This is a genomic window from Chryseobacterium endophyticum (assembly GCF_056333165.1).
In genome coordinates this window covers 69,268-91,973 of record NZ_JBWGXE010000006.1, presented here as the reverse complement: position 1 = coordinate 91,973, position 22,706 = coordinate 69,268, and the positions used below count along the sequence as shown (strand labels likewise).

Annotated in this window: 20 protein-coding genes; 8 read left to right on the top strand and 12 right to left on the bottom strand. The window is 38.4% G+C overall.

Translation table 11 applies throughout. The features are described from left to right. Positions 1-333: 333 nt before the first annotated feature. Positions 334-3,282: a glycosyl hydrolase 115 family protein gene (locus tag AC0N32_RS14420; protein WP_476394557.1), complete on the bottom strand. Its 2,949-nt coding sequence runs from the start codon at positions 3,280-3,282 to the stop codon at positions 334-336. Positions 3,283-3,596: 314 nt separating this feature from the next. On the opposite strand from AC0N32_RS14420, the gene AC0N32_RS14415 reads away from it, so the two are divergent. Then, complete coding sequence (locus AC0N32_RS14415; protein WP_476394556.1) at positions 3,597-4,136, top strand: hypothetical protein; 540 nt, start codon at positions 3,597-3,599, stop codon at positions 4,134-4,136. A gap of 155 nt (positions 4,137-4,291) precedes the next feature. Continuing rightward, positions 4,292-4,918 carry a DUF2306 domain-containing protein gene (locus tag AC0N32_RS14410; RefSeq protein WP_476394555.1) on the top strand — a complete coding sequence of 209 codons (627 nt, stop codon included), beginning with the start codon at positions 4,292-4,294 and terminating at the stop codon, positions 4,916-4,918. A gap of 141 nt (positions 4,919-5,059) precedes the next feature. On the opposite strand, the gene AC0N32_RS14405 is transcribed toward AC0N32_RS14410, so the two are convergent. Further along, complete coding sequence (locus tag AC0N32_RS14405) at positions 5,060-5,647, bottom strand: Crp/Fnr family transcriptional regulator (protein WP_476394554.1); 588 nt, start codon at positions 5,645-5,647, stop codon at positions 5,060-5,062. A 138-nt stretch (positions 5,648-5,785) separates the two neighbouring features. Between AC0N32_RS14405 and AC0N32_RS14400 the strand changes: the two genes are divergently transcribed. After that, positions 5,786-6,679 (top strand): SDR family oxidoreductase, encoded by an 894-nt coding sequence (locus AC0N32_RS14400; RefSeq protein ID WP_476394553.1) that lies wholly within the window; start codon positions 5,786-5,788, stop codon positions 6,677-6,679. 273 nt (positions 6,680-6,952) lie between these two features. Here AC0N32_RS14400 and AC0N32_RS14395 read toward each other — a convergent pair whose 3' ends face one another. The 5 genes from AC0N32_RS14395 to AC0N32_RS14375 form a co-directional block, all read right to left on the bottom strand. Next, positions 6,953-7,594: a hypothetical protein gene (locus AC0N32_RS14395; protein ID WP_476394552.1), complete on the bottom strand. Its 642-nt coding sequence runs from the start codon at positions 7,592-7,594 to the stop codon at positions 6,953-6,955. Positions 7,595-8,055: 461 nt separating this feature from the next. Further along, complete coding sequence (locus tag AC0N32_RS14390) at positions 8,056-8,493, bottom strand: hypothetical protein (protein WP_476394551.1); 438 nt, start codon at positions 8,491-8,493, stop codon at positions 8,056-8,058. Between the two features lie 585 nt (positions 8,494-9,078). Further along, entirely contained in the window at positions 9,079-9,270 is a 192-nt protein-coding gene (locus tag AC0N32_RS14385; RefSeq protein ID WP_476394550.1) for a hypothetical protein, read from the bottom strand. Between the two features lie 149 nt (positions 9,271-9,419). Then, a complete protein-coding gene (locus AC0N32_RS14380) occupies positions 9,420-9,701 on the bottom strand; it encodes a hypothetical protein (RefSeq protein WP_476394549.1) in 282 nt (93 codons plus the stop codon). Between the two features lie 123 nt (positions 9,702-9,824). After that, entirely contained in the window at positions 9,825-10,397 is a 573-nt protein-coding gene (locus AC0N32_RS14375; RefSeq protein ID WP_476394548.1) for a hypothetical protein, read from the bottom strand. A 179-nt stretch (positions 10,398-10,576) separates the two neighbouring features. Here AC0N32_RS14375 and AC0N32_RS14370 point away from each other — a divergent pair, with 179 nt between their 5' ends. The 4 genes from AC0N32_RS14370 to AC0N32_RS14355 all read left to right on the top strand — a co-directional run bounded on the left by AC0N32_RS14370 (position 10,577) and on the right by AC0N32_RS14355 (position 14,697). Then, a complete protein-coding gene (locus tag AC0N32_RS14370; RefSeq protein WP_476394547.1) occupies positions 10,577-10,816 on the top strand; it encodes a helix-turn-helix domain-containing protein in 240 nt (79 codons plus the stop codon). Positions 10,817-10,948: 132 nt separating this feature from the next. Then, on the top strand, positions 10,949-12,154 hold the full coding sequence (locus tag AC0N32_RS14365; RefSeq protein ID WP_476394546.1) for a toll/interleukin-1 receptor domain-containing protein: 1,206 nt from the start codon (positions 10,949-10,951) through the stop codon (positions 12,152-12,154). 804 nt (positions 12,155-12,958) lie between these two features. After that, entirely contained in the window at positions 12,959-14,098 is a 1,140-nt protein-coding gene (locus AC0N32_RS14360) for a hypothetical protein (protein ID WP_476394545.1), read from the top strand. A gap of 5 nt (positions 14,099-14,103) precedes the next feature. Beyond that, positions 14,104-14,697: a hypothetical protein gene (locus AC0N32_RS14355; RefSeq protein ID WP_476394544.1), complete on the top strand. Its 594-nt coding sequence runs from the start codon at positions 14,104-14,106 to the stop codon at positions 14,695-14,697. 123 nt (positions 14,698-14,820) lie between these two features. On the opposite strand, the gene AC0N32_RS14350 is transcribed toward AC0N32_RS14355, so the two are convergent. From AC0N32_RS14350 to AC0N32_RS14330, 5 genes are all read right to left on the bottom strand, one after another. Further along, a complete protein-coding gene (locus AC0N32_RS14350) occupies positions 14,821-15,339 on the bottom strand; it encodes a DUF2911 domain-containing protein (protein ID WP_476394543.1) in 519 nt (172 codons plus the stop codon). A 547-nt stretch (positions 15,340-15,886) separates the two neighbouring features. Continuing rightward, on the bottom strand, positions 15,887-17,569 hold the full coding sequence (locus AC0N32_RS14345) for a sodium:solute symporter family protein (RefSeq protein ID WP_476394542.1): 1,683 nt from the start codon (positions 17,567-17,569) through the stop codon (positions 15,887-15,889). Between the two features lie 100 nt (positions 17,570-17,669). After that, the gene (locus AC0N32_RS14340; protein ID WP_476394541.1) at positions 17,670-20,168 is read right to left on the bottom strand and encodes a PIG-L family deacetylase; all 2,499 of its coding nucleotides are present in this window, start codon (positions 20,166-20,168) and stop codon (positions 17,670-17,672) included. 672 nt (positions 20,169-20,840) lie between these two features. Then, complete coding sequence (locus tag AC0N32_RS14335) at positions 20,841-21,533, bottom strand: hypothetical protein (protein WP_476394540.1); 693 nt, start codon at positions 21,531-21,533, stop codon at positions 20,841-20,843. A 92-nt stretch (positions 21,534-21,625) separates the two neighbouring features. After that, positions 21,626-22,408: a helix-turn-helix domain-containing protein gene (locus AC0N32_RS14330; protein ID WP_476394539.1), complete on the bottom strand. Its 783-nt coding sequence runs from the start codon at positions 22,406-22,408 to the stop codon at positions 21,626-21,628. Between the two features lie 90 nt (positions 22,409-22,498). Between AC0N32_RS14330 and AC0N32_RS14325 the strand changes: the two genes are divergently transcribed. Then, positions 22,499-22,705, top strand: a complete 207-nt coding sequence (locus AC0N32_RS14325; RefSeq protein ID WP_476394538.1) for a hypothetical protein — start codon at positions 22,499-22,501, stop codon at positions 22,703-22,705. Position 22,706: the final 1 nt, after the last annotated feature.

The window sequence follows — 22,706 nt, the reverse complement described above, 5'->3', positions numbered from 1 at the left end:
CATAAAGCTAAGAAAAAAAATTTTACATAAACGTTTTTAATAAAATTAATTTTCAACTCATTAAAAATTTAGCTATACTTAACTTATTAATTTGTATACTATAAAGACCTTCAGACTAGTTGTTTTATTTCTCATGAAAACTAATCCAATCGTTTTTTGAGATTTTTCTTGACACGGTTATACCAGGGCCAGCCCAACAAGTAACCGCAAGTTCTAAATTTCAAAATATCATTTACTGTAAAGCCAAACAGCGCCAACTGAAGAAGGTTGGCGCCATTTTATTTATATCCTATGAAGTTTATGAATTGTGGTTATGAATAAAAATCAGGTTAATTAATTTCTCTCAGGCGCACCGAAATAGCTTGGGTAACGATCATCTGGGTTTACTATAATCCGTTCCAAAACAACTTCAGGATCGATCATATAAATGTTCAAGGTATGCAAACCCGGGTTTTTCACATTCATTGTTGCATTCAGCCATCGTTGATTATCAAAGACTTCGGTACGGCGGGGCTTTCCGCGGGACATGAGGGCATAATTGTGTCCGAATTCAGGCAAGGGTTTCAGGATTTTTGAACGGCTGAGATTTTCCGGCGTATATTCTTTGAATTCATCGTGATAGCCTTTTCTTGCGTCAATTATTACAGGATCTTCATGGTCGATGGAAACGGCTATTCTTAATCCGCGGCCGGGGTTAACATCCTGGGTTGGTAAAATTCCGAGCAATATGTTTGCGGGACCGGGCTCAGGCAGGAAAATCCGGTACTCCAGTCGGGGTGCTTTTTCAGGTGTCGAGCTTTTTGCCGTTGTAGGATGGATCCCCATAGAGGCTTCTGCCCGTCCCAGGTCCGGTAGCAATACCCATTCTGCAGTTTTACCAGCAGTTTTGTTGCTGAATTTATTGGCGGGAATAGAAAATTCACCTGAATATCCTCCGTAGAAAGGCGTTTTGCTCACAGGCGTATTCTTTTTTAAAGTATTTACCACTACCGGAACGATCGTTTTTCCCTGGCTAATTTGAATCAGGCCGCCCACTTTCCCTTCCGGCGCTTTTTTCCAGTCAATATCAACAAAAATCCGTTGCTCCGTTTGTGTTGTGCCTTTTACCGAACTTAATTTGATCCACGGTTTATCTGCTTTAGCCATAAACTGCAGTGACCCTTTTCCACGGTTAAAAACATCGATGTAATAACGCTGCTTGTCCAGCACGTCAAATTGAGGAAGTTCCGCTTTTCCTTCTGCACCGGGCCAGGCATCGGTATTGCCTTCCACCGCTACGCCCAATGACGGTGATTCCAAAGGGATAAGTTCATTGAGTACAGGCAAACTGTTTTCTTTCGGCATCGACCATTGTTTATAACCGATATGCACATCGCTCATCATATTTTTCCATTTGCCATTCGCAATAGAATCATTGTAACGGGCAGTCAGTTTTTTATCCAGTTCAAAAAGTTCCCGGGCACGGGTAGCATACATATTAGCACTTACCCTGCCTTGTTTAGCGTAGAGATTGTTACGGCCTGCGGCTAAATAAATTTCAGCGACACCCGCTGAAGCTTTTACGGGATAAAGCACTAACTGATAATAAGCATCCAAAGCCTGCTCAGGCATTTTCTTTTCCAATGCTTCGGCTTTTGCCGTGAGATCCTGCCAACGCTTTTCCACCCGGTCAGCTTCGTGGTAATTGACAAAACTAAAAATCTCCGGATCCTGTACTTCCGGCTTTCTCATCAAATTATATTTTGAATAGGTTGAGACGATATCTGCAATTTCAGCTGAATGTTCTTCTCCAAAGATTGAAGCTGCCCAATCTTTCATATACTCAGATGTTTGATTGGCGGATATTGCATCGGGATTCCAGGCATAGCGCATGATAAAATCAATCGGCATTTCCTTTGGTTTAAGGTCTCCTACATTGACAATCCAGATACGGTCAATACCGCTTTGATAGGCCAGACTGAACTGCTCACGCAATTTCGGGACGGTGGTCGTATTGATCCAACGGTCATTCCACGGGCCGCCATTCATATCGATATGATAATATAGTCCTAAACCGCCTTTGCGTTTGAGTTCGACTGCAGGTGCGGTACGGCGAATGTAGCCCCAGTTATTGTCGCAAAAAAGTAATGTCACATCATCAGGAACATTCATTCCGGCGTCATAGTATCGCTGTACTTCTGTAAAAATAGCCCAGAGCTGAGGCACTTCAGCAGGATTTTTACCATAGACTTTCCTGATAATCTCCCGCTGATCGGCGACCACCTGTTTCAGGGTTTTGATATTCTCGGCATCATCGCCTTTTCCCATCGCCACGTCTCCGTCTCCGCGCATACTCATCGTAATCAGGTTGTCATAATTTTTATTTCTTTCCAGGCCTTCCGTCCAGAATTTCTTCAGATTTTCTGAATTCGTGACATAATCCCAGTCACCGATCTGATCTTTACGTTTGGTGTATTCTTTCTGTGAACGCATCATAGGCTCGTGATGTGAGGTTCCCATTACGATCCCGTATTCATCGGCAAGAACAGGACTCATGGGGTCATCCTCATTAAAAGCATTTCCCCACATGGCAGGCCACAGGTAATTGGCTTTCAATCGGAGTAACAATTCGAAAACATGGCTGTAAACTTTAGAATTGATCCCTCCAAAATGTTTTGCAGACCAACCTGAAAAGGAAGGACTTTCATCATTGATGAAGATTCCGCGGTATTTCACTTTTGGAGATTCCTGAAGATAACGGCCTGCCTTAATATAAATACTGTTACTTTTTTTGACTGGTGCGTCTGCCCAATAATACCAGGGCGAAACTCCGATTTTTTCAGAAACATCATAAATCCCGTAAATGGTACCGCGCTTATCGCTTCCGGCAATGACAAGGTGGTCTCCAACGGTCTGGATTATAAAGCTTTCCCATTTTCCTTTTAGAGCATCTACGTTCAGTTTTCCATCGGCTACCAGTTGATCAATCAGTTTGCTTTTGCCGATAGTTCCTACAACAATTGCTCCCGGCGCAGGTTTTACATCGGTAATTATCGGTGATGCTACCCCGGTCACTTTACGCACATCATCACCTAGATCATTAGCCGCTCGTATGACACCTTTCCAGTCATCAGGATCTACCATGATCTTTGCCGTACTTCCCTTTACGGCCATCCGAAAAGCATCTTTTTCAGCGGTATGCCTTACATAATCCGGGAGCGTACTTAGCGTATGATGAGCAGTTTGTGCATGAGTGATTAGGCCAAAAGATAGTGAAATGATAAAAGCTAATTGTTTGAGCATAGTCATTATATTTAGAATCTTTATACTTTTTTGTCGAACGAAAAGTATTATTTAATAAATGTATAAAATTAAATGTAATTTTTACAATTAATAAAAAGATTTAAATGATGACTGATTTCTTTATACCTTTTATACTGTCGGGTTAATTATTATTGGCAGATCCGGTTAAAATAAATACTTTTAATATTATTTATACCTTTATCTTAATGAATTTTGAAACAGATCCCATTTCTCCTACCCTCTTTATTATGCCGGGATATTGATCGAATACTGAGAAAATCAATCTGAACTGGGTTAATTATTTGATCATAGGGATGTCACTGATCTGGGTTGCGGTAATATTAAAAAATGAAATTCTGCTATTCTCACTCGTTGCTACCTTTATCATTCTGGCGGCTTATCTGGGAATTACCCATGCCGGAATTTTAAATCTTCCGGTGGTACATTCGGAAGATGATCAGGAAAACCAATTAGTAGAGGCCGACCTTTCAAAAGTAAAATATCAGAAGACCTTTGCCGGTGAAGATGTGATTGCCAATATTTATGAAAGACTCATTGAGAAGATAGAACATGAAAAAATCTTTAAAGACCCTGAGCTTAGGCTGGATCAGGTAGCACAAATGCTGCATGTTCACACTAATATTCTCTCACAAACCATTAACCATGTCGAAAACAAAAACTTCTATGACCAGATCAACCGGCGGCGTGTTGAAGAATTCAAAAGAATCGCCATACTACCGGAAAACCATAAATACACCATACTCGCCCTGGCTTTTGAAGCGGATTCAATTCAAAAACCTCATTTAACAGAAATTTTAAAAAATACGAGCACTGCTCTCCCAGCGAATATTTAAAAAATTCAAGGTGAGTATATCCGATGATTTGACGATCAAAAATAATAGTGCCTTTCTTTTTTACGATTATATTGCCTCATAAAGGGGTTCACCTTTCATTTTGGAACATTTGAGACAGTTATTACCTGCAGATTTGCAGAAACTTAGTCATCATTATGAAAAAAACATTATTTCTTGTACTCTGCATCTTCGCGCTTATGATCGGGGCTTATCCGCTGATGTATGCATTTGTAGAACCTAAAAATACTTTTTTAAGTTCCAAATCTCCCGAACTGTTGACAAGCATGATATGGAAAACGGCATTCTTCTCCCATATAATATTCGGTGGAATCTCACTTTTTATCGGTTGGCGACAATTTGGCAATAAGTTTCGCCAACGATATTTAAGATTGCATAGAATCATCGGATGGATCTATGCCACCTCTGTGTTCGTCAGTTCCCTGTCTTCTATTTATCTTGGTATTTTTGCAAATGGAGGCTTTACCACATCTTTAGGATTTGTTTTTTTAGGAATCGCATGGTTTGCCACCACCCTTTATGCTGTTATCTGTATCCGGAAAGGCAATTTCACGCTTCACCGTAAAATGATGACCTACAGTTACGCCTGCACTTTTGCGGCGGTCACCCTCAGACTATGGGATCCTCTACTGATCAAAATCACTGAAAATCCCGAATTGTCATACACCTTGGTAGCATGGCTTTGCTGGATTCCTAATCTTTGTTTTGCGTATCTGATCAACAAAAAAAATAATGATACAGATATGCAGCCCGGAATGAATTAAACCAAACAACTCACGTAAAGATTTTTAACTTTAAAGTTGAGATATCCTGGATAGAACAATCAACAGATTGTGACTTTTATATACCGAAAACACTTTTAGTCATCGGATTTTTTAATTTAAACAAGCCTGATTATAAATAGGTTAAATAACGGTTTTCAGAATATTTCTGCGGACACGCGATAAAGTTTCCCTCGAAAGCCCCAGATAAGAAGCCACCATATGCAGAGGAACTCTGTTGAAAATATCAGGATAAGTGTTGATGAAATCAAGGTATTTTTCTTCCGGACTGCTGCTGATATTCATCAAAAGCCGTTTATGGATTTCCATAGATTTTCGGGTCAGGATGTTCTCTACAAAAATATTGAGTTCAGGGATCTGTTCCCGCAGTTCAGCAAAATCTTCAAGATTGAAAGCGAAGATTTCCGATGATTCCATTGCTTCAATCGTAAGTTTAGAGGGCGTATGGTTATAGAAGCTTTCGGGATCGGTAGTCCAAGACATTTCATTGACAAACTGAAGAATATGTTCATTGCCATCTTCAGAGGTCGAATAATTTCGAAGAAGCCCTTTGGCAACAAAGATTTTCAGATTACAGATATCGCCCTGCCTGCATACGATCTCCTTACGCTGAAGTTTTATCCACTGGCTTTTATCCAAAATGAAATTAAACTTTTCATCCGTAAAATCGGGAAGAACCTTCTGGAAGTAATTTTTAAGAATCTCTGACATTTTTAAATGTGGAATTATATCTAAAATTAATTCTTTTTATTGAATTAATATAAAAATTGTGTCAAATGACCTCGTCTTTGGGATTATTTCACCTTTAAATTTGTATCAGAAATTATAACAAAAACAAAATTTAAAAATATGAAAGTATTTGTAACAGGAGCTTCAGGATTTGTGGGCTCGGCAGTGGTAAAAGAATTATTATCAAACGGACATCAGGTAGTTGGATTGGCCCGTTCGCAAGAATCTGCAAAATCCGTCAGAGAAGCCGGATCAGAAGTTTTAATGGGAGATCTGGAAAGTCTTGAGATTTTGCAGAAAGGAGCAAAAGAAGCAGATGGCGTTATCCATACCGCTTTTATCCATGATTTTTCAGACTATGAGACTAATGCGCTGATAGACCAGAAAGCCATACAAGCAATGGGCGAGGTCTTGAAAGGAACCGATAAACCGATCGTGGTGACAGGCGGAACCTTAGGACTTCCCCTTGTCGACGGAAAAATCACAGAGGAAAGTAAATCACCGATACAATCGATGAGATTCTCTGAAAAAGCATTTGTAGATTTATCAGAATCTGGTGTCAAAGCCTCTATCGTTCGCCTTTCCCCAAGTGTTTACGGAAATTCCGGATCGGGATTCAAAGGAGGGTTTGGAGTAATGCTTGCTGAATTGGCCAAGGTTAAAGGATTTGCGGCCTATATTGGAGAAGGAAATAATGTCTGGCCTTCTGTCCATCGTGCAGATGCTGCAAAACTATTTCGTCTGGCACTTGAGAAAGGAGAAAAAGGAGCAAGATATAATGCCGTAAATAATGATAAAAATCTTTCCATGAAAGAATTTGCAGAGTTAGTAGGCGAAAAGCTCCATATTCCTGTAAAGTCGCTGTCTCCCGAAGAAGCACCGGAATATTTCACCTGGATGACATCTTTTGTTGGAGCAGATTGTCCCGCAACAAGTCTGAAGACTCAGGAAAAATTAGGATGGAAACCTTCTGAAAAGAGCTTTATTGAAGAACTGAATCAATATTTCTTTTAAAAACAAAAAACAGTCTTGCTTTGTAAGTGAGACTGTTTTTATTAATTTTTCATATTTCTAACACTTTGTTCAGCTTCCGGAACAGAACAGCGGCAGATCTGAAAGCTTTTTCAGATCAATGCTTTTACAATTTTCTTAATATTTCTTTATGACAAAAGAAAAATCATACTAAAAAAGCTGATATTATTTAATCTGAATATATTGAAGTATCAAAGATTTCCTTTTGGTTCAGCAGCCGGCAATGAAATTCATTAGTCGAAAAACTCCCGGATTCTAACGGTATGGGCTATTGATTTCATCAATTTTTGCCCGCAATTCCTGAATCGTAAACTTATCGGAGGTACATTCAATTTCAGGAATATTTTTTTCTTTTAAGAAATTATTAAGGTCTTCGCAATCACGCAGCATATTGAACTCCTTATTTTCCAAATCAAGAACAATTCCTTTTATCTTTCCGTTTATTAAATACGTCAGCGTACTTATTGCTCCTAAGGCAAATTTTGAAAACTGCCCTCTCATGCTCTCTTCGAAATAAATAAACCGGCCATAATTCGTGACCTTGCAAAAGCGTGAATAAGCATCAGGATCGTACCCTTTGTCTTTTTTGTTAGTATATTTCCTGTATGTTTGAAAGTACATATCTCCTTTATAGGAAACTGCCAGTGGAAATTTAACTTTTTTATCATTCTTTTTAAAATAGAAAAATGCTTTTTCAGGCAAGTCAGCCTCGTTATATTCTTCGTTTGTTTTAATGTACACCTCATCTGTTGAAGAAGGGTTTTTATTCAAAACATCTTCCAATGTCATATATATGCCTTCAGGAAAATCTCCTTTCTTTATAGATGGATATTCCGGGGTTTGAGCGATAATGATATTGGAAATCAATGAAAAATAAAATAATATTTTTAATTTCATAACAGCAATTATGTTTTATTTGAAAAAGATTTTTCGAATTAAATGCTGCAAATATACAAACACTTACGTAAGATAATTGTATTTTCCACAAAAAGATCTGCGTCATCTGCAAAATCTGCGTGAGGCTTTTTTGACGCAAAGGTTTTATTCTGAATTTGCATATTCAAGTGAGCAAAGAAAGAATTAGCAAGCTGATTTGATAAAGAGTACGTCCAAGCTTCGCGCAGCAAATTTATTTGCCTTTGCTTCCTTAAGATCAGCGTATGAAAAATTCATCTTTGCGTTGAAAAACTTTCCACAAAGAAAAATCTGCGCCATCTGCAAAATCTGCATGAGGCTTTTTAACGCAAAGATGTATTCTAAAACTGCATATCATAAAATACAAAAAAAATAAGGCTGTCTAAAATCAGGCAGCCTCTCTTATTTTTACCGGTTACTTCTCTTTTATTTTCCGGTATTTTTTATTTGGGAGTACCGGTATTCATTGTTCCGCTGGTATTTAACGTACCGGTGGTTCCGTATTTCACCGTGTTATTGGTTCCGGTTCCGGTTTTTAAGGGTCCGACACCGGTATTCAGCGTACCGTTGGTATTCAGGGTACCGTTGGTGCCGGTGTTCAAGGTGCCGTTATTGAGTGTACTGTTGGTGTTTAAAGTACCGTTGGTGCCGGTATTCAGGGTTCCGGCGCCGGTGTTCAGGGAACCGTTTGTTCTGATCGTTCCGGTGGTTCCGTTGTTCAGCAGACCGTTTCCGTTCAACGTATTGTTGGTACCGTTATTCATAATTCCGGTACCGCTGTTCGTGGTTCCGGTATTGGTTCGGGTTGTGGTTGTCATCTGCGCAGAAACCGTGATGAAACCGCCTGCGATAAATGCTGCTGTTACAATTAAATTTTTCATTGTCTTATTATTTTAGATTGGTGATATGATGATAAATACAATTATCGTACAAAAAGTTCCAAGGTACTGAATCTTTTATTTTGATTGATAAGTAATTAACAGAAACCGGGTTAAAAGGCTGGAAGAGGGAGGCTGGATGCCGGAAGTTTTTCCGGTTAAAATCATCGCTGACCGTCTTCTATATCAAATTTTCCGAAAAGCCGTTCCTTACAATTATGATTAATAATAATTTTCAACATACCGTTTGTCATTCCGCAGGAATCTAAATATAGTATTAGAGAATCGCATGGGAAGATCCGAACAGAATTCAGAAAAATCTCCCACAGATTTGCACAAATTTTCACAGATGATGGTGTTTATTTTTAACACATAAGCCACAGAGAGAAGATTTGAATAGCTTGAAAATATTTCAGAACACATCAGATTAAAAATCAAAGATTTCAAAACTTTTGCGCGCTTAATCAGCATTGTGTTCACCTTTTTAGCAGTATCAGTGTCTTTCGTAACTTTTGTGGTAAGAATGCCCTGCAGATCGCACGGAGTTTCACAGATAAAAATAAATGAGACCCTCAGGTCTCATTTATGTTATCCGTTTCTGCTGCAAATATTGTCACAGTCCGATATTCCGTCTGGATCACTTGGTGGATTCGGTTGTGTAGAGCTGTAGGTTATGCAACAATTAAAGCAGATATCGTATCCTCCATTACTCCAGTTGTCACAAAGTCCTCCACCGGAGCCATCCGCTACCTGTTTTTTTCCTGCAAAGATGCTTTTCATCTTAGCGCGATCAATTAAGCTGAAATTTTAATATTTACAATTTCAACATTCCTTTAAATAATTCAATAAATTTCCTTGAAGAGTTGATATCCAAAAAAATCCCGCAATACCGGGATTCTGACATTTCATATTAAACACATCTTTGCTCCTTACTTCGGCGACCTGATCAGTTTTATAACCAATGCTGCCAGTGTAATTAAAGCTCCGGTAATTAAAAAGGGAAGCCAAAATATAAAGCAAAATTCCGATAATCTGATCTCAGTCTGACTGTAATACCCGCGTGAAGCAAACATCCCTGCTCCAAAGATCAGCATTAAAACTGAAGCAAGGATTAAAACCAGTCCGCTTACAAACCATATCTTTACTACGGATTTTCTATTTTTAATCCTAGCATTTTTAGATTGATTATTGTCAGAATTGTTGTTTTCCATACTATTTGTTTATAATTATTTCTCTTTACTTCTGAAATTACTTTGCAATCTAAAATTAAGTATAATCGAGCTTTATTTCTAATTATTGGCAGTTTTATACTTATTACAACTTTCTAATACCATTTACAGTACCTGAACCTCAGCTTCCTGTGGCTGAGATTGCAAAAAGCCTTTTTTCCTGTTCTTCCGTTCCACAATCAGCCACGCCGCGTCCAGCATTTTGATCAGGTGAAGGTATGGGCCGACGATATTACGTTCCGGCAAATGGTTGAACGTCCCGAGAGAGAAATACACGATATCCGAAAGGAAGTCCTCCAGCTCCTCTGGGCGGTATTCCTTAAAAGTTTTGCGGAACACCCGGACCGGCTCGCGGTATTCTTTCTCCGAAAGTGAACCGTACAGCAACGGATTGCCGGTCTCCGGAACGGCCTTCCCTATGCATTTCCAGGATTTCTTCCGGAGGCACCACCCGGCCCGGATCAGCGACCGCAGCGACTGGTGGAAGTGAAAGACCACGGAAGGATCTTCCGGGATCCGCGTTTTCCCCTGTACCGCGTACTGCATCATCAGGTTGAGCCGCGCCTTCGCCGTGGCCAGGTCATGAAACTGGAAAAATACGTCCCCTAAAGCGACGGGTGAAAGCTTGCTCCGGCCGGACCAAAACCGGGATTCAAAGTTTATGCTGTTCTTTTTCATAAGTGTGTGTTTTAACGGCCTTCTCAACTATATAAAGAATTGTTATCCTATAGATATAATGCAATCTATAAATGGTTCTCTACTATTGTATCACAAATATATAAAAATTCTCTTTTGTTACAAGTTCTTGTAACAAAATTTACTTAAAAAATTACGCCCTTTGTATAAAGTGGTAATACATGGATGCTTTACAGGAAGAAATATTAAAAAAATTTGGAGAACACGTTAAGAAAATAAGACTTGAATCAGGGCTTACACAGGACGATGTTGTCCTTAACAGTTCTAAATTGACCAAAGGCACGGTAAGCGATATAGAAAATGGAAAAAGAAACTTTGCATTTACTACACTCATTGATCTGGCCAAAGGACTGAATATTCCTCCTAAAGATTTAATGAATTTTACAATTGAAAAATCCTGACGAAATACGTCCACGGAAATATTCTATTCATTTTATCAAGTATCAAAAAATATATGTAGCACCCGATAATAATATGGAGGATTAATACATATCTTTCTATCTTATAAGTAATATAAATTAGACATGAATAATATGAAAACTACTGAAATATTTTTATCACATTGTTGGTCAAATAAGGAAGATGCCGAAAAAATATACAGCAATCTAAGTCAAGTTGGTGTAAAAGTTAAAATGGATAATCATATATTAAATTATAAAGATAGTATTGTTTCTTTTATGGAATCAATTAGAGATAGTGATTTTGCTATATTATTGATTAGTGATGATTATCTAAAATCCAAAAATTGTCTCTTTGAAGTATTGAATTTATTAAAAGAAAAATCTTATGATAGCAAGATACTTCCAATCATACTTCCTTCAGCAAAAATTTATAATCCCTCGGAAAGAGTTAAATATCTGCAATATTGGTTAGAACAAAGGGATGATTTAGACAAGTTATTAAAGTCGGTTAATCCTGTAGATGCAATTGATTTATATAATGATTTAAAAATAATTTCTAATATTGTACAATCAATAGACAGTTTTTTAAAGAATTTAAGTAATAATATGAATATTACATTAAACGACTTAGAAAAGGCAGGCTATAAACAAATTTTTGAAAAAATTGGATATGTAGATGTAAGCTATCTCATTAAACTTATTGATATTTCGCTAATTAAAAATGTTGAAGAAAAAGAGATTGAGCTAGATAAATATTTATTAGAATACCCTTCTAATACTTTTTACTATAGCATTAAAGGAGAAACATATTCTAAAATCGGGAAGCTTCAGCAAGCTAAGTTTGCTTACGAACAATCACTAAAAATGGACGAAAATAATACATCATCTCTAAATAATCTAGGCCTTTTATGTCATCTAGGATTAAGAGATTATGATTCGGCAAAAAAATATTTTGAAAAGGCAATAAAAATTTATCCAGAATTTACAATAGCAAGATTAAATTTAGGAGTGTTATTATCACAGCATTATAAAGATTTTGAAAAAGCAGAAGAGCATTATAAGGCTATATTAAAATATGATTTTAATGAACCAAAAGCTCACAATAATTTAGGAAACATATACAAATTTAAGGATTTTGAAAAAGCGAATTTTCATTTTACCAAAGCTATAGAATTAGCTCCAGATTATATTGACCCTTATATAAATTTAGGTAATATTTTAAAACTAAAAGGAGAATTAAAAAAAGGAAATGATTATTATAGATTAGCACTAAAGAGAACAAAAGATTCTAAAATTCGTAAGATTATCAATACTTTACTTAAAACTCACAAAGGTTAGATGTAAATGATTGATATTCTTAAGAAAGAAAATTTATGATAAAAATTTTTCTTTTTTGACTACTTTTATATAATTTGTTTTACAATCGAATAAAATAGTTATATTCCGGATTTAGTCCGGATTATTTTATATAATTACGCTTGTTTCTATGGAAATTGCAAATAGAAAGATTGTTGAGTATATAAGAGATGCATGGGTTATTCTGATGAATAATAACAGTCGTTTTGCTACTAAAAATAACATTGATGAAAAAATCTTAAGGAGAATCAGCGAAGACGATACCTATTAGATCAGTTTAATTACGATCATGAGAATATGTGAAGTCCAAATTAAACTATTCAAATTCTTTGAATGGCTGGACTATAAAAAGAAATGAATATTGAATCCTAACGCGAGTCAGGATTTATTTATTTTCCACTTACTTGTTATTGGTCTGAAAAAATACTTATAGATAATTTAATGATTGATAGAGAACTAATTACTCTTTTAAAAATGGGTTTTAATTAGAGTTTGTAAAGTGCATTATTCAAAAATTATAGATATTCAACTGAGATCAATACGTTCACTGATGAAATTCTAATAAAAACCAAAATTATTGAGAAAATTCTATTGAACAATGAAAATAAAATTTTGATCTTGAGATAAATTTCATATTAATCAAAAATAAATTATAAATATTAAATAACAATCTACTAAATAATGAATTTAATAGATTATTAATTAATTTAAGTATTATTACCCTAGTACTTCTAGATAATATGTTGTTATTATAATTTAAATTAAATTTGTTGAATAATAATAAATATGAAAGAATCTATTAAAATTAAAAACCTCGGTCCTCTAAGAGATATTAATATAGAAGAAATTAAACCATTTACTATTCTAATTGGAGAATCAGGGAGTGGGAAAAGTACATTAATGAAGGTAATAGCTCTTTTTAGATGGCTTTACAAAATGCAGAATATTAGGTCCTATTTAAAAAAAAGTAATGTAAAATCACCCTTTAGATTTAGAATGGAGACATACTTAAAAAATTGTGGCATTGATGAATTTATTAAAGCTAATACTGAGATAATTTATAAAACTACTTTTGAAAATGGCATTTCATATGAGATTAGATTTTCAAATAAAAAATTACATAATCCGGTCACAATAAATTCTGCTGATTTACATTTTAATAAAATTAGTTTTATTTCGGAGACAAGAAACATTATTCCTTTATGGAGTAATAAAGGAGCATCACTAAATGGGGGATATTTAGGATTTTATTTCCATGAAGTCTTTAGAGATTTTGATTTAGCTTCTGACCTTATAAAAGAAATTGATTTAAAACATTTGGGCTTAAAATTTGCTGTTAAAAAAAGTAATTCAGGTAAAAATTTCAGAATAGAATCAAAAGAAAACGAAAAATTTGATATTGAATTTAAAAATAGTTCATCCGGTACACAAACTTCTACTCCAATACTTTTAATTTCAAAATATTTTGCTCAAAATTTCAATTTTGAAGATGCATTTAATCGTTCGGTTCTAAATTATCTATCATCTGCGGATAGTCTTACACAATTTAAAGCAGTTAAAAATTTAAGTGATATTAATAAAAAAATTTATGTCCATATTGAAGAACCTGAATTGAGTTTATTTCCAGATGCACAGTGGAAATTGTTAAATGATCTTGTTATAGACTGTTTTATAAATAACATCAACTCGATTGAATTATTTATGTCTACTCATAGCCCCTACATAATCAATTCATTAAACTTACTTATAAAATCTTTTGACGTAAATGCACAAGGAGCTAAATATAATTATGACAAATTATCAGTCTATCAAGTTGCTAATGGAAAACTATATAATCTAATGGCACAGAATGAAAGACTTGTAAATACCAATCCATTATCTGATACTATTAATGATATCTATAATAAATACAATGATTTAAGATAATGGATATGTTACTTAAAAATGATTTTACATCATTTAACAATATAGCTACAATTTCGACTAGTATTCGATTAGATACTTCATTAGATTATTTTGAAATTGAAGACGTTTCAAGAGTTATTACAATTGTAGCAACTGGTACTGGTACAGGCAAATATAAAAATGCAATGGGAAACGATGTTGTTATCATAGATTATGATGGATTTTTAACAAGTCTGCCCCATAGTTTTCAGCAGGGTAAAAAAAGATGCGACGTGATTGTTTATACTACAAATTATTCACATTTTTTATTAAATGAATTAAAAAATAGGAATCCTTCTGAAGGAGTGTTAACAAAAGCGACTGAACAAATGCTAGCTACTTTAACTGAAATAATGAGAATCCCGTCAATAGTAGCATTTATTAGTAATTTTCAAGATAAGAAATGTTGCTATAGTAACAAACAGGCAATACCTCCATCACAGAATGTTAATGCTACTTCAGCTTTTAATAGAATTAATACTCTTTCAACCAACGGTCTTAAACTTACAAATTCTGACATCGAAGCATTTGGGTTTGAACTATATGAGTTTAGCGGTAATCAAGTTATTGATTTATCCTAGTAATCTAAAATTTTTCATGACCTATTTGAAATTATATTTAGACTATTTTTAAGACTTAGATCTATTATAAAAAAAATTAGGCTGTCTTTTTGGGACAGCCTATTTAATATTTCAGATCTACAATTACTTCATTTCCACAGGAACGGAGATTTTATCCCAGTCCATGGTGAAACCGTTTTTGTTGATTTTGTAGACTAAGGCTTCCTGAGTGGTTGGAAGCACTTTTGTTTTTACATCTACGCGTAATGCGTCTTTGGACTGTTCGTATTTGTAGGCGCCCCATTGCTTGGCTTCTTTGTTGAAGATGGCGGTCCAGGTTCCGCTGGCTTTCGGGATCAGGAAGAAGCTGTATTTCCCGGCCGGCAGTTTTTTGCCCTGAACGGTAATATCTTTATCCGTTTCAAACGTGGTGGCTTCGTTAGCGCCTGCTCTCCATACTTTGTCATACGCTTCCAGGCCGCCCCAGATGGTACGCCCTTTTACGGATGGGCTGCTGTAAGCGATGGTGATGTTGGCATCTTTGATTTTTCCGGTGGCCGTCATCGGCGGGCTGGCCGGTTTTTTGGTTTCCTGCGCGAAGGCATTTACAGAGATCGTCATGGCCGCAACGAGGACGGTCGCCGATTTTAGGATGGATTTCATACTATTTTTATTTACTTGTTTGTTATTTTGTTAATCGTTTACGAATGTACTGCTTTCTTCTTAGATCTGCTTTAACTTTTTTATGGAACTGTAAAAGTCACAAAAGACACTGATGCCTGCTAATAAAGTTAAATAACCTGATGTATTTTAAGATATTTTCAGGCTATTCAAATCTTCTCGGTGACTTATGTGCTAACATAAACGCTGTCATCTGTGAAAATCTGCGCAAATCTGTGGGAGATTTCATCACAGTAGAGTACGAATCTTTCTATTCTATTCTCTAATACTATGTTGAGATTCCTACCGGAATGACAAACGGAGTGTTGAAATTATGATTTACCATTATTAAGGAACGGCTGTCCGATGACTGAGCGGAGCCGAAGCCACGTCATGATCTGTGAAAATTAATATGAGATTTTAAGCTCTTAATAAGAAATTTAAAAATCTTTGATTTTTAATCTCATATATTCTAAAATATTTTCAGGCTATTCAAATCTTTTCTGTGACTTATGTGTCAAAGCTTCTTTTGAGCCTTTTGCAGTTTCATTTAAACAAGCTTCCTGTTAAACAACAAACCGATGGCAGAAAAAAGAATCACCGCTGCGGCCCCGATGACGTTCAGCCATAGGAAGGAAACGATATCGAACTGGTAGACGGCAATCACCGTGATTTCCGATAAGATGGCCGAAACAAATACATTCGCCCCGTTGATCCTTTTAAAGTAAAAAGCGACCAGGAAAATCCCCAGGATCGGGCCGTAGAACAGGGAGCCCAATACATTCACCGCTTCGATGAGGGAACCCATCTGCGTGGCAAGCATGGCGATGCCGATAGAGAAAATTCCCCAGGCCAAAGTATGCAGCCGGCTGTACTTCAGTTCGGTCTGGTCATCAGGCATTTCTTTGCTGAAGATCAGGTGGACGTCTTTTAACGAACAAGCCGCCAGGGAATTCAGCGCGGCCGAAATGGAGCCCCAGCTGGCGAGGAAAATAACGGCAAACAGAAGACCGGTCATCCCAATGGGTAAAGTATTCTTTACGAAATACAGGAAAATATAATTGGTATCGGTTTTTTCTGCATTGGAGTTGGATTGGTTGATGGCCTCCTCTACCCTTCCGTGAAGCGCTTTGACCTGCGTTTGGGTGTCTTTAAAATCCTGGACCGCCCGGGTAAGCTGTGGAGAGTTGGTTTCTTTCAGCTTTAAAATTTCTTTCGATTCTGCATTGAACTTTGCCTGCAAATCCCGGTGTTCCTTTTCAAACGCCGCCGCCTGTTGAGGCTGGGTGTCCTTCAGGTTCTGGTAAGAGCGTTCATTGAAATACACCGGTGCCGGTTTCAGCGAGAAGAAAGCGAAGAGTAAGGCACCGATCAGGAGAATGGCAAACTGCATCGGGATCTTTACCAACCCGTTCAGCAGCAGGCCCATTTTGGCATTGGTGTTGTCTTTGGCGGTAATATACCTCCCGACCTGACTCTGATCCGTCCCGAAATAAGAAAGGGCCAGGAAAAACCCGCCGATCAGTCCGCTCCAGAGGTTGTACTTGTCTTTCCAGTCGAATTCGGTGGTGATCACATTGAGCTTTCCGGATTTCCCGGCCAGATAAAGCGCGTCCTTAAAACCGATACCGCCCGGCATATCCTGAATCAGCAGATAACCGGCAAAGGCCATGGTTCCCAGGATAATCAGGAACTGTAATTTCTGAGTGTGGGCAATGGCTTTGGCACCGCCGACGTAGGTATAAATCAGCAGGATTCCGCCCGTTAAAACATTCGTGAGATAAATATTCCAGTTAAGGACACTGGCAAGGATGATGCTCGGCGCATAAATGCTGATTCCCGTAGATAACCCCCTTGAAAAAAGGAACAGCAGCGAAGTGAGCACCCTTGTCTTTTTATCGAAACGGTTTTCCAGGTATTCATAGGCGGTGTAGACATTCAGCCGCTGGAAAATCGGGATGAAGGTGATGCAGATCACGATCATCGCCAGAGGCAGCCCGAAGTAATACTGGACGAAGCGCATCCCGTCGGTATACGCCTGACCCGGCGCCGAAAGAAAGGTAATGGCACTGGCCTGCGTCGCCATAATCCCCAAAAGAACAATGTACCACGGCATTTTGCTGTCCGCTTTCAGGTAGGAAGCGTTGCTTTTCTGGCCGCGGCCGATCCATACGCCGTAAACCACCACGGCCACTAAGGTAAAAATGAGAACGGCCCAATCGATACTGCTCATGCCCAGAATTTAGTGAATAAGTAATACAATATAATCTGTACGATCAGCGCAAAGGCCAACAGCAGATACCAGATGTTCCAGTTTGCAGGTTGTTTGCCCATCAGTTTTTTTGTGCAGATAAAAAGTTCATAAGCAAACGCGCCGCCCCGGCATTGCCTGCAGGCAGCTGCCTGAAAAAAGCCAAAGGCGTATAAATAAAATTCCCCTTTCCGTATTTTGCATACAGCGTGGATCCCTGCAGCGGCTCTTCGCCGGTGTCGTGCATTTCAAAAAGCGGTTCGTAAGCTGCATCCCATTGATCCGGAAAGTAAGCGCCGCGCTCCTGCACCCAGCCTTTGAAATCATCAGCGGTAATCTTGTTCGGGAAGTTCAGCAATTTATGATTGGGATTTAAAAAAGTGACAGCCGTATTTTCTTCAGTCACCCGTTTATTGGCAATATTGAATTTATACATTCCCAACTGATCAACGGTTTTATCCTGGTTGGTATTATACTGCATCACCAGATTTCCTCCGGCTTTTACATAAGCCCATAAAAAAGGCATCCAGCGGCCCAGCTTTTTCTCCGTATTGTTAGCCCGGATCCCCAGGACAATGGCATCGTATTGCGATAACTTGTTCGGGCTGCCGCCGGCTGCATCGATGTTGCCATAAAAATCTTCGTCTTTCAGGACATCCACCTGAATGCCGGCAATGCGCAGGAACTCCGGAATAAAATCGCCCGCTCCCTGGATGTAGCCTACTTTTTTAACCGTCGATCGGATCTCGCCTTTCATCACAGCCACCGTTGCCGGCGCAAAATATTGTAGAGAAGGCAGATGCGGATATTGAATCAATACCTGTTTTTTATTGTAAGTGATTCCATCGGTAACATAATCGGCATCCAGCTGCAAACGGCTGGATGGTATTGAAGCAAGTCTGGCTTTCGGAATAACGCAGTCGACAGTAATATCTTTTCCGTTGAGCGAACTGACCTCCGCGCCGCCCAAACGTTCGCCGTTGTACATCAGATTTATCTTACCGTTGCCGAATGCTTTGTTGGAATTGATTTTAATATTTAAGCTTACCTTTAAATCTTCATTTTCTTTAACCAAATAAAGCGGTTGGGTAAACTTCAGTTCCAGCGCCGGAACAATGCGCAAAGCTTCCACCACATCACCTCGCACCGGGTCTAATTTCTTGAACGATAAAGGAAGCTTCACCTGAAACTTTTCTCCACCGATTTTTAAATCAAGCATAACATTCAACGGTGATTCTGTTTCGGGCAAACCAATCAAGGTATCATTCGGAACGGAGAAAGTGGCAGCATTTACCGCCGGTTTAGCCAGCCAGTAAGGTTCCGTAAGCGCTGCATCTGCCGGAATTTGAATTTTATGTTCAACGGTAATTAAAGAATCTTTAGCCAGTTTTCTGTTGAGGTTTTCCGACTGGTTCAGCCATTTTACATTTTCCAGAACCACCGGATTTTCAGCTCTTGCAATCAGATTTAATTTAAAATTATACGGGTCTCCGGCAACTGCTTCAGGCTGGTTGGTTACCGCTTCGCCCATAAACCCGGCACAGCTTAAGATAATTTGGTCAAGGGATTTGATTTTATCTTTTTTAAGTTCCGGATCCTGTATCGCCATGACCTTTTTCCGCAAAGCCAACAAAGCCGGCAAGCTACGGTCTGGATTGTTGAAATTGAAAGCTGCAATAATTTTATCTAAAGCTTGATCGATGTCCGCATTTCCTTTGGAGGTCCAGGTTTTCACGACGCCATCCAAAAGGGTTGCTTTGGCAGATTCACCAGCCACATGCGTAAAATATTCGGTTTTGATCCCGGCGACCGACTGGGTTCCTGCGCCCTGGCTTTTGTGCAGGCTTCTGCTTAATCCAGCCAGTTCGCCATAGCCCATTCCGAGTTGCGCATCATATTGTCCGACGGTGATTTTCAGTTGGTTTTCAGCCGTCGTATTCACCGAACCAAACCGGAAGGTATTCCACAACAAGCGTTTCGGCTGCCAAACATTGACATATTTAAGCTGATCCGGGAAAGCGGTTTTATCCCCTGCGAGCTTAAAGGCTTTTTCCGCCACCACCGCCGAAGCTGCATGCTGTCCGTGGCCTGCCGCGGCTGTAGGAGGAAAACGGCAGATAATGACATCAGGACGGAAGTTCCGGATGACCCAGACCACATCCGCAGTGATGCTGTTTTCATCCCATTGCTTAAAAGTATCGGTGGTATTTTTTGAGAATCCGAAATCAATCGCCCGGGTAAAAAACTGTTGGGCACCATCTAATTTTCTGGCCTCCAGAAGTTCATGTGTTCTGATTAAACCTAAGGCAGCTCCCTGCTCCGTTCCCAGTAAATTCTGCCCGCCGTCACCTCTGGTTAAAGACAAATAGCCCGTTTCCAGGTTCTGATCGTTGACCAGCCAGGAGAGCAGGCCTGTATTTTCATCATCCGGATGCGCCGCCAGGTACAAGACTTTAGGCAGGTGCTTCAGGGTTTTGAGTTCGCGGTAAATTTCTGATGATTTGGAAGGCCGGACCTGTTGGGCCCAGCAAAAAGCCGTTAAAAAGCTAAGGAGAAGTACAGTTATTCCTTTTTTGAACATTTGAATTTGCTTTGCGGGGCAAATATAGGTAAATCGTTCTTTTCCCGGCAGGAAATGAGAAAATTCATTACCTTATCATCAATCATTTGGCAGACCGTGGTCTTTCTATTGTCCGTTATCAATAGCATCGGGCTTCAGCCCGATATCGTTATAACAATGTAAGATCCGGCTTTAGCCAAAACTTATTTTAACGCAAAGTTTGATTTTCCTGATGCATAAAATTATAAGGAGGCAAAGACGGATCAGCAGGCTGATCTGATGAAGCTTGCGGCTGCTTCGCGAAGCAGATTCATCTGCCTTTGCTTGCTTACTATTATACACAGTCATTATATCTTTGCGTTTACATCATTATGCATTCATATCGTACAAGTATCAATAGCATTGGGCTTCAGCCTTATACTATTGTAGCAATACAAGATCCGGGTTTAGCCAAAACTTATTTTAACGCAAAGTTTGATTTTCCTGATGCATAAGCTGTAAGGAAGCAAAGATGGATCAGCAGGCTGATCTGATGAAGCTTACGGCTGATTCGCGAAGCAGATTCATCTGCCATTGTTCACTTATGATTATGCGCAGTCATTATATTATATCTTTGCATTTAAAGCTTTCAAGGTTCATGATCCTGATTATCAGATAGAAGTCGGAAACCTGTATCTTACAGACAAAAACCAATTATACTTTTTTAACCCTATCCCGCGTCAGATAAATATAATGAAACATACAAAATGCAGCGATCGCTCCGAACGTGTGCCATAAAAAGTGGGTCCCGAAACTTAGCCATTCCCATTTGTCGGCGATACGGAAGGTCAGGGCCAAAACAAATGACAATAACGCAAATCCTACCCATTTCCCGGCTTTCCAATGAGTATACATCAGATATCGCAACACGGAGAAAAGAACGAAGGAAGCCATAATCGCATAATTGACGTTAATGAAAAGAGAAGGATTATCGATTAAAATCCAGTTTCTCAAAGCAAACATCAGCACCAGATAAATGAGCAGTATTGAAACTGCATAATACCACCGGGTGCTCCGGGCAACAAAATAAAATCCGGCAGATAAGCACAGCAGCATGATCGGCAGCCAGTCCATCATAATGAATACCGGCCATTGCCTGAAGGAATGATAAACCGTGCCGCCTATCGCACCGATATACAATAACACCAGGCAATAGGTTAAAAAAGGGTTGTCTCTAAAATGACCTTTCAGCTTTATCGTCCAGAAAATGGCCAGGGCTAAAAACAGTACAGCCGTAATGGCATTCAACGGCTCAGGAAAAAGTTGAGCCATGTCGGTTTCTTTATAAAGCATTCCTCCGTCGGGAGGTAATAAGTTCGAGGCACTTTGATGGAAAATAGGGTTCATAATGTATTTTAAGTATAACATGCTATTTTTTATATCTAAAAGAAAACATACGGAAGATCTACCGATATTATGATCATAATCAAAAAGGAATGCTAAGATCGCATTTTAAATTCAGAGGGTCGCATATTCGTTAATTGTAAAAAGTTATTGCTGAAGGCAGCGATATTAGAATAGCCCACTTCATAAGCGATTTCCGTCATATTCAAATCGGTGTCTTTTATCAGTTCCATGGCGCGGATGATCCTCAGCATTTTTAAATACTGGATAAAGGTGACATGCAGTTTTGACTGAAACAGTCGTGTAAAACTTCTCACGCTCATTCCAAATTTTTTGGCCATACTTTCTAAGCTCAGATCTTCATTTAACCGGCTTCTGAGATCGCTGACAATGGCAATAAGCTTGGGGTCGTCGGTTGTAGGAAGCTGAATGGAAAACTTTTTAAGATTTTCCCTGGCCAGCATGTTCTTCATGGTGTTCAAAAACTCAAATTCCCAGGAGCCGTGATGATATTCTCCCTGCCAGCTTTCACTGAACGAGAGCATTTCCGATAAAATCCTGCTTACCGGATAGATGCCCAATTCGTCATAAAATCCAGATGTAATCTTCATCGGAAAATAGATATTGATGATGTACAGATCCTGTGTATTAAACATCAGGTTGTGAGGATAATTTTGAGGGATCCAGAGGTAATGGTTTGAAGGAATGTAGAAATCCTTTTCACGGGTCTGCAGATAAGCAATACCTCCGTAAACCAGTAATAATTGAGCTTTATGATGCTGATGTGAAGGCAAACGCTGTTCGGTCTGCTGCCGCATGATCAGGATTGAATCAGGATTCTGATCAACAAGTTCAATCAATTGATTAAGAAATTCCATTTGGCCAAATATAATAAATTTTAGGCTAATTATATAAAAAAACCAAAACAGGTCTTCGATAATTTTGCTGTATAAAATCAGATAGACCTTATGGAAAACAATACCTTAAAAATTCAAGAAACCAAACTTAAAGTTCAGGAAAAGCAAACCTCTGCCGTTTCGGAAGTCCATACAGATTATTTCTTTTATGTGACCTGCCACTACTCCATTCCCTTTATGCCCATGCCGGATTTTACCTATGTCTTTAAAATATTTAAAGAATTGATAAGTGGTAAAAAGAACGTAATCTATTTATAAA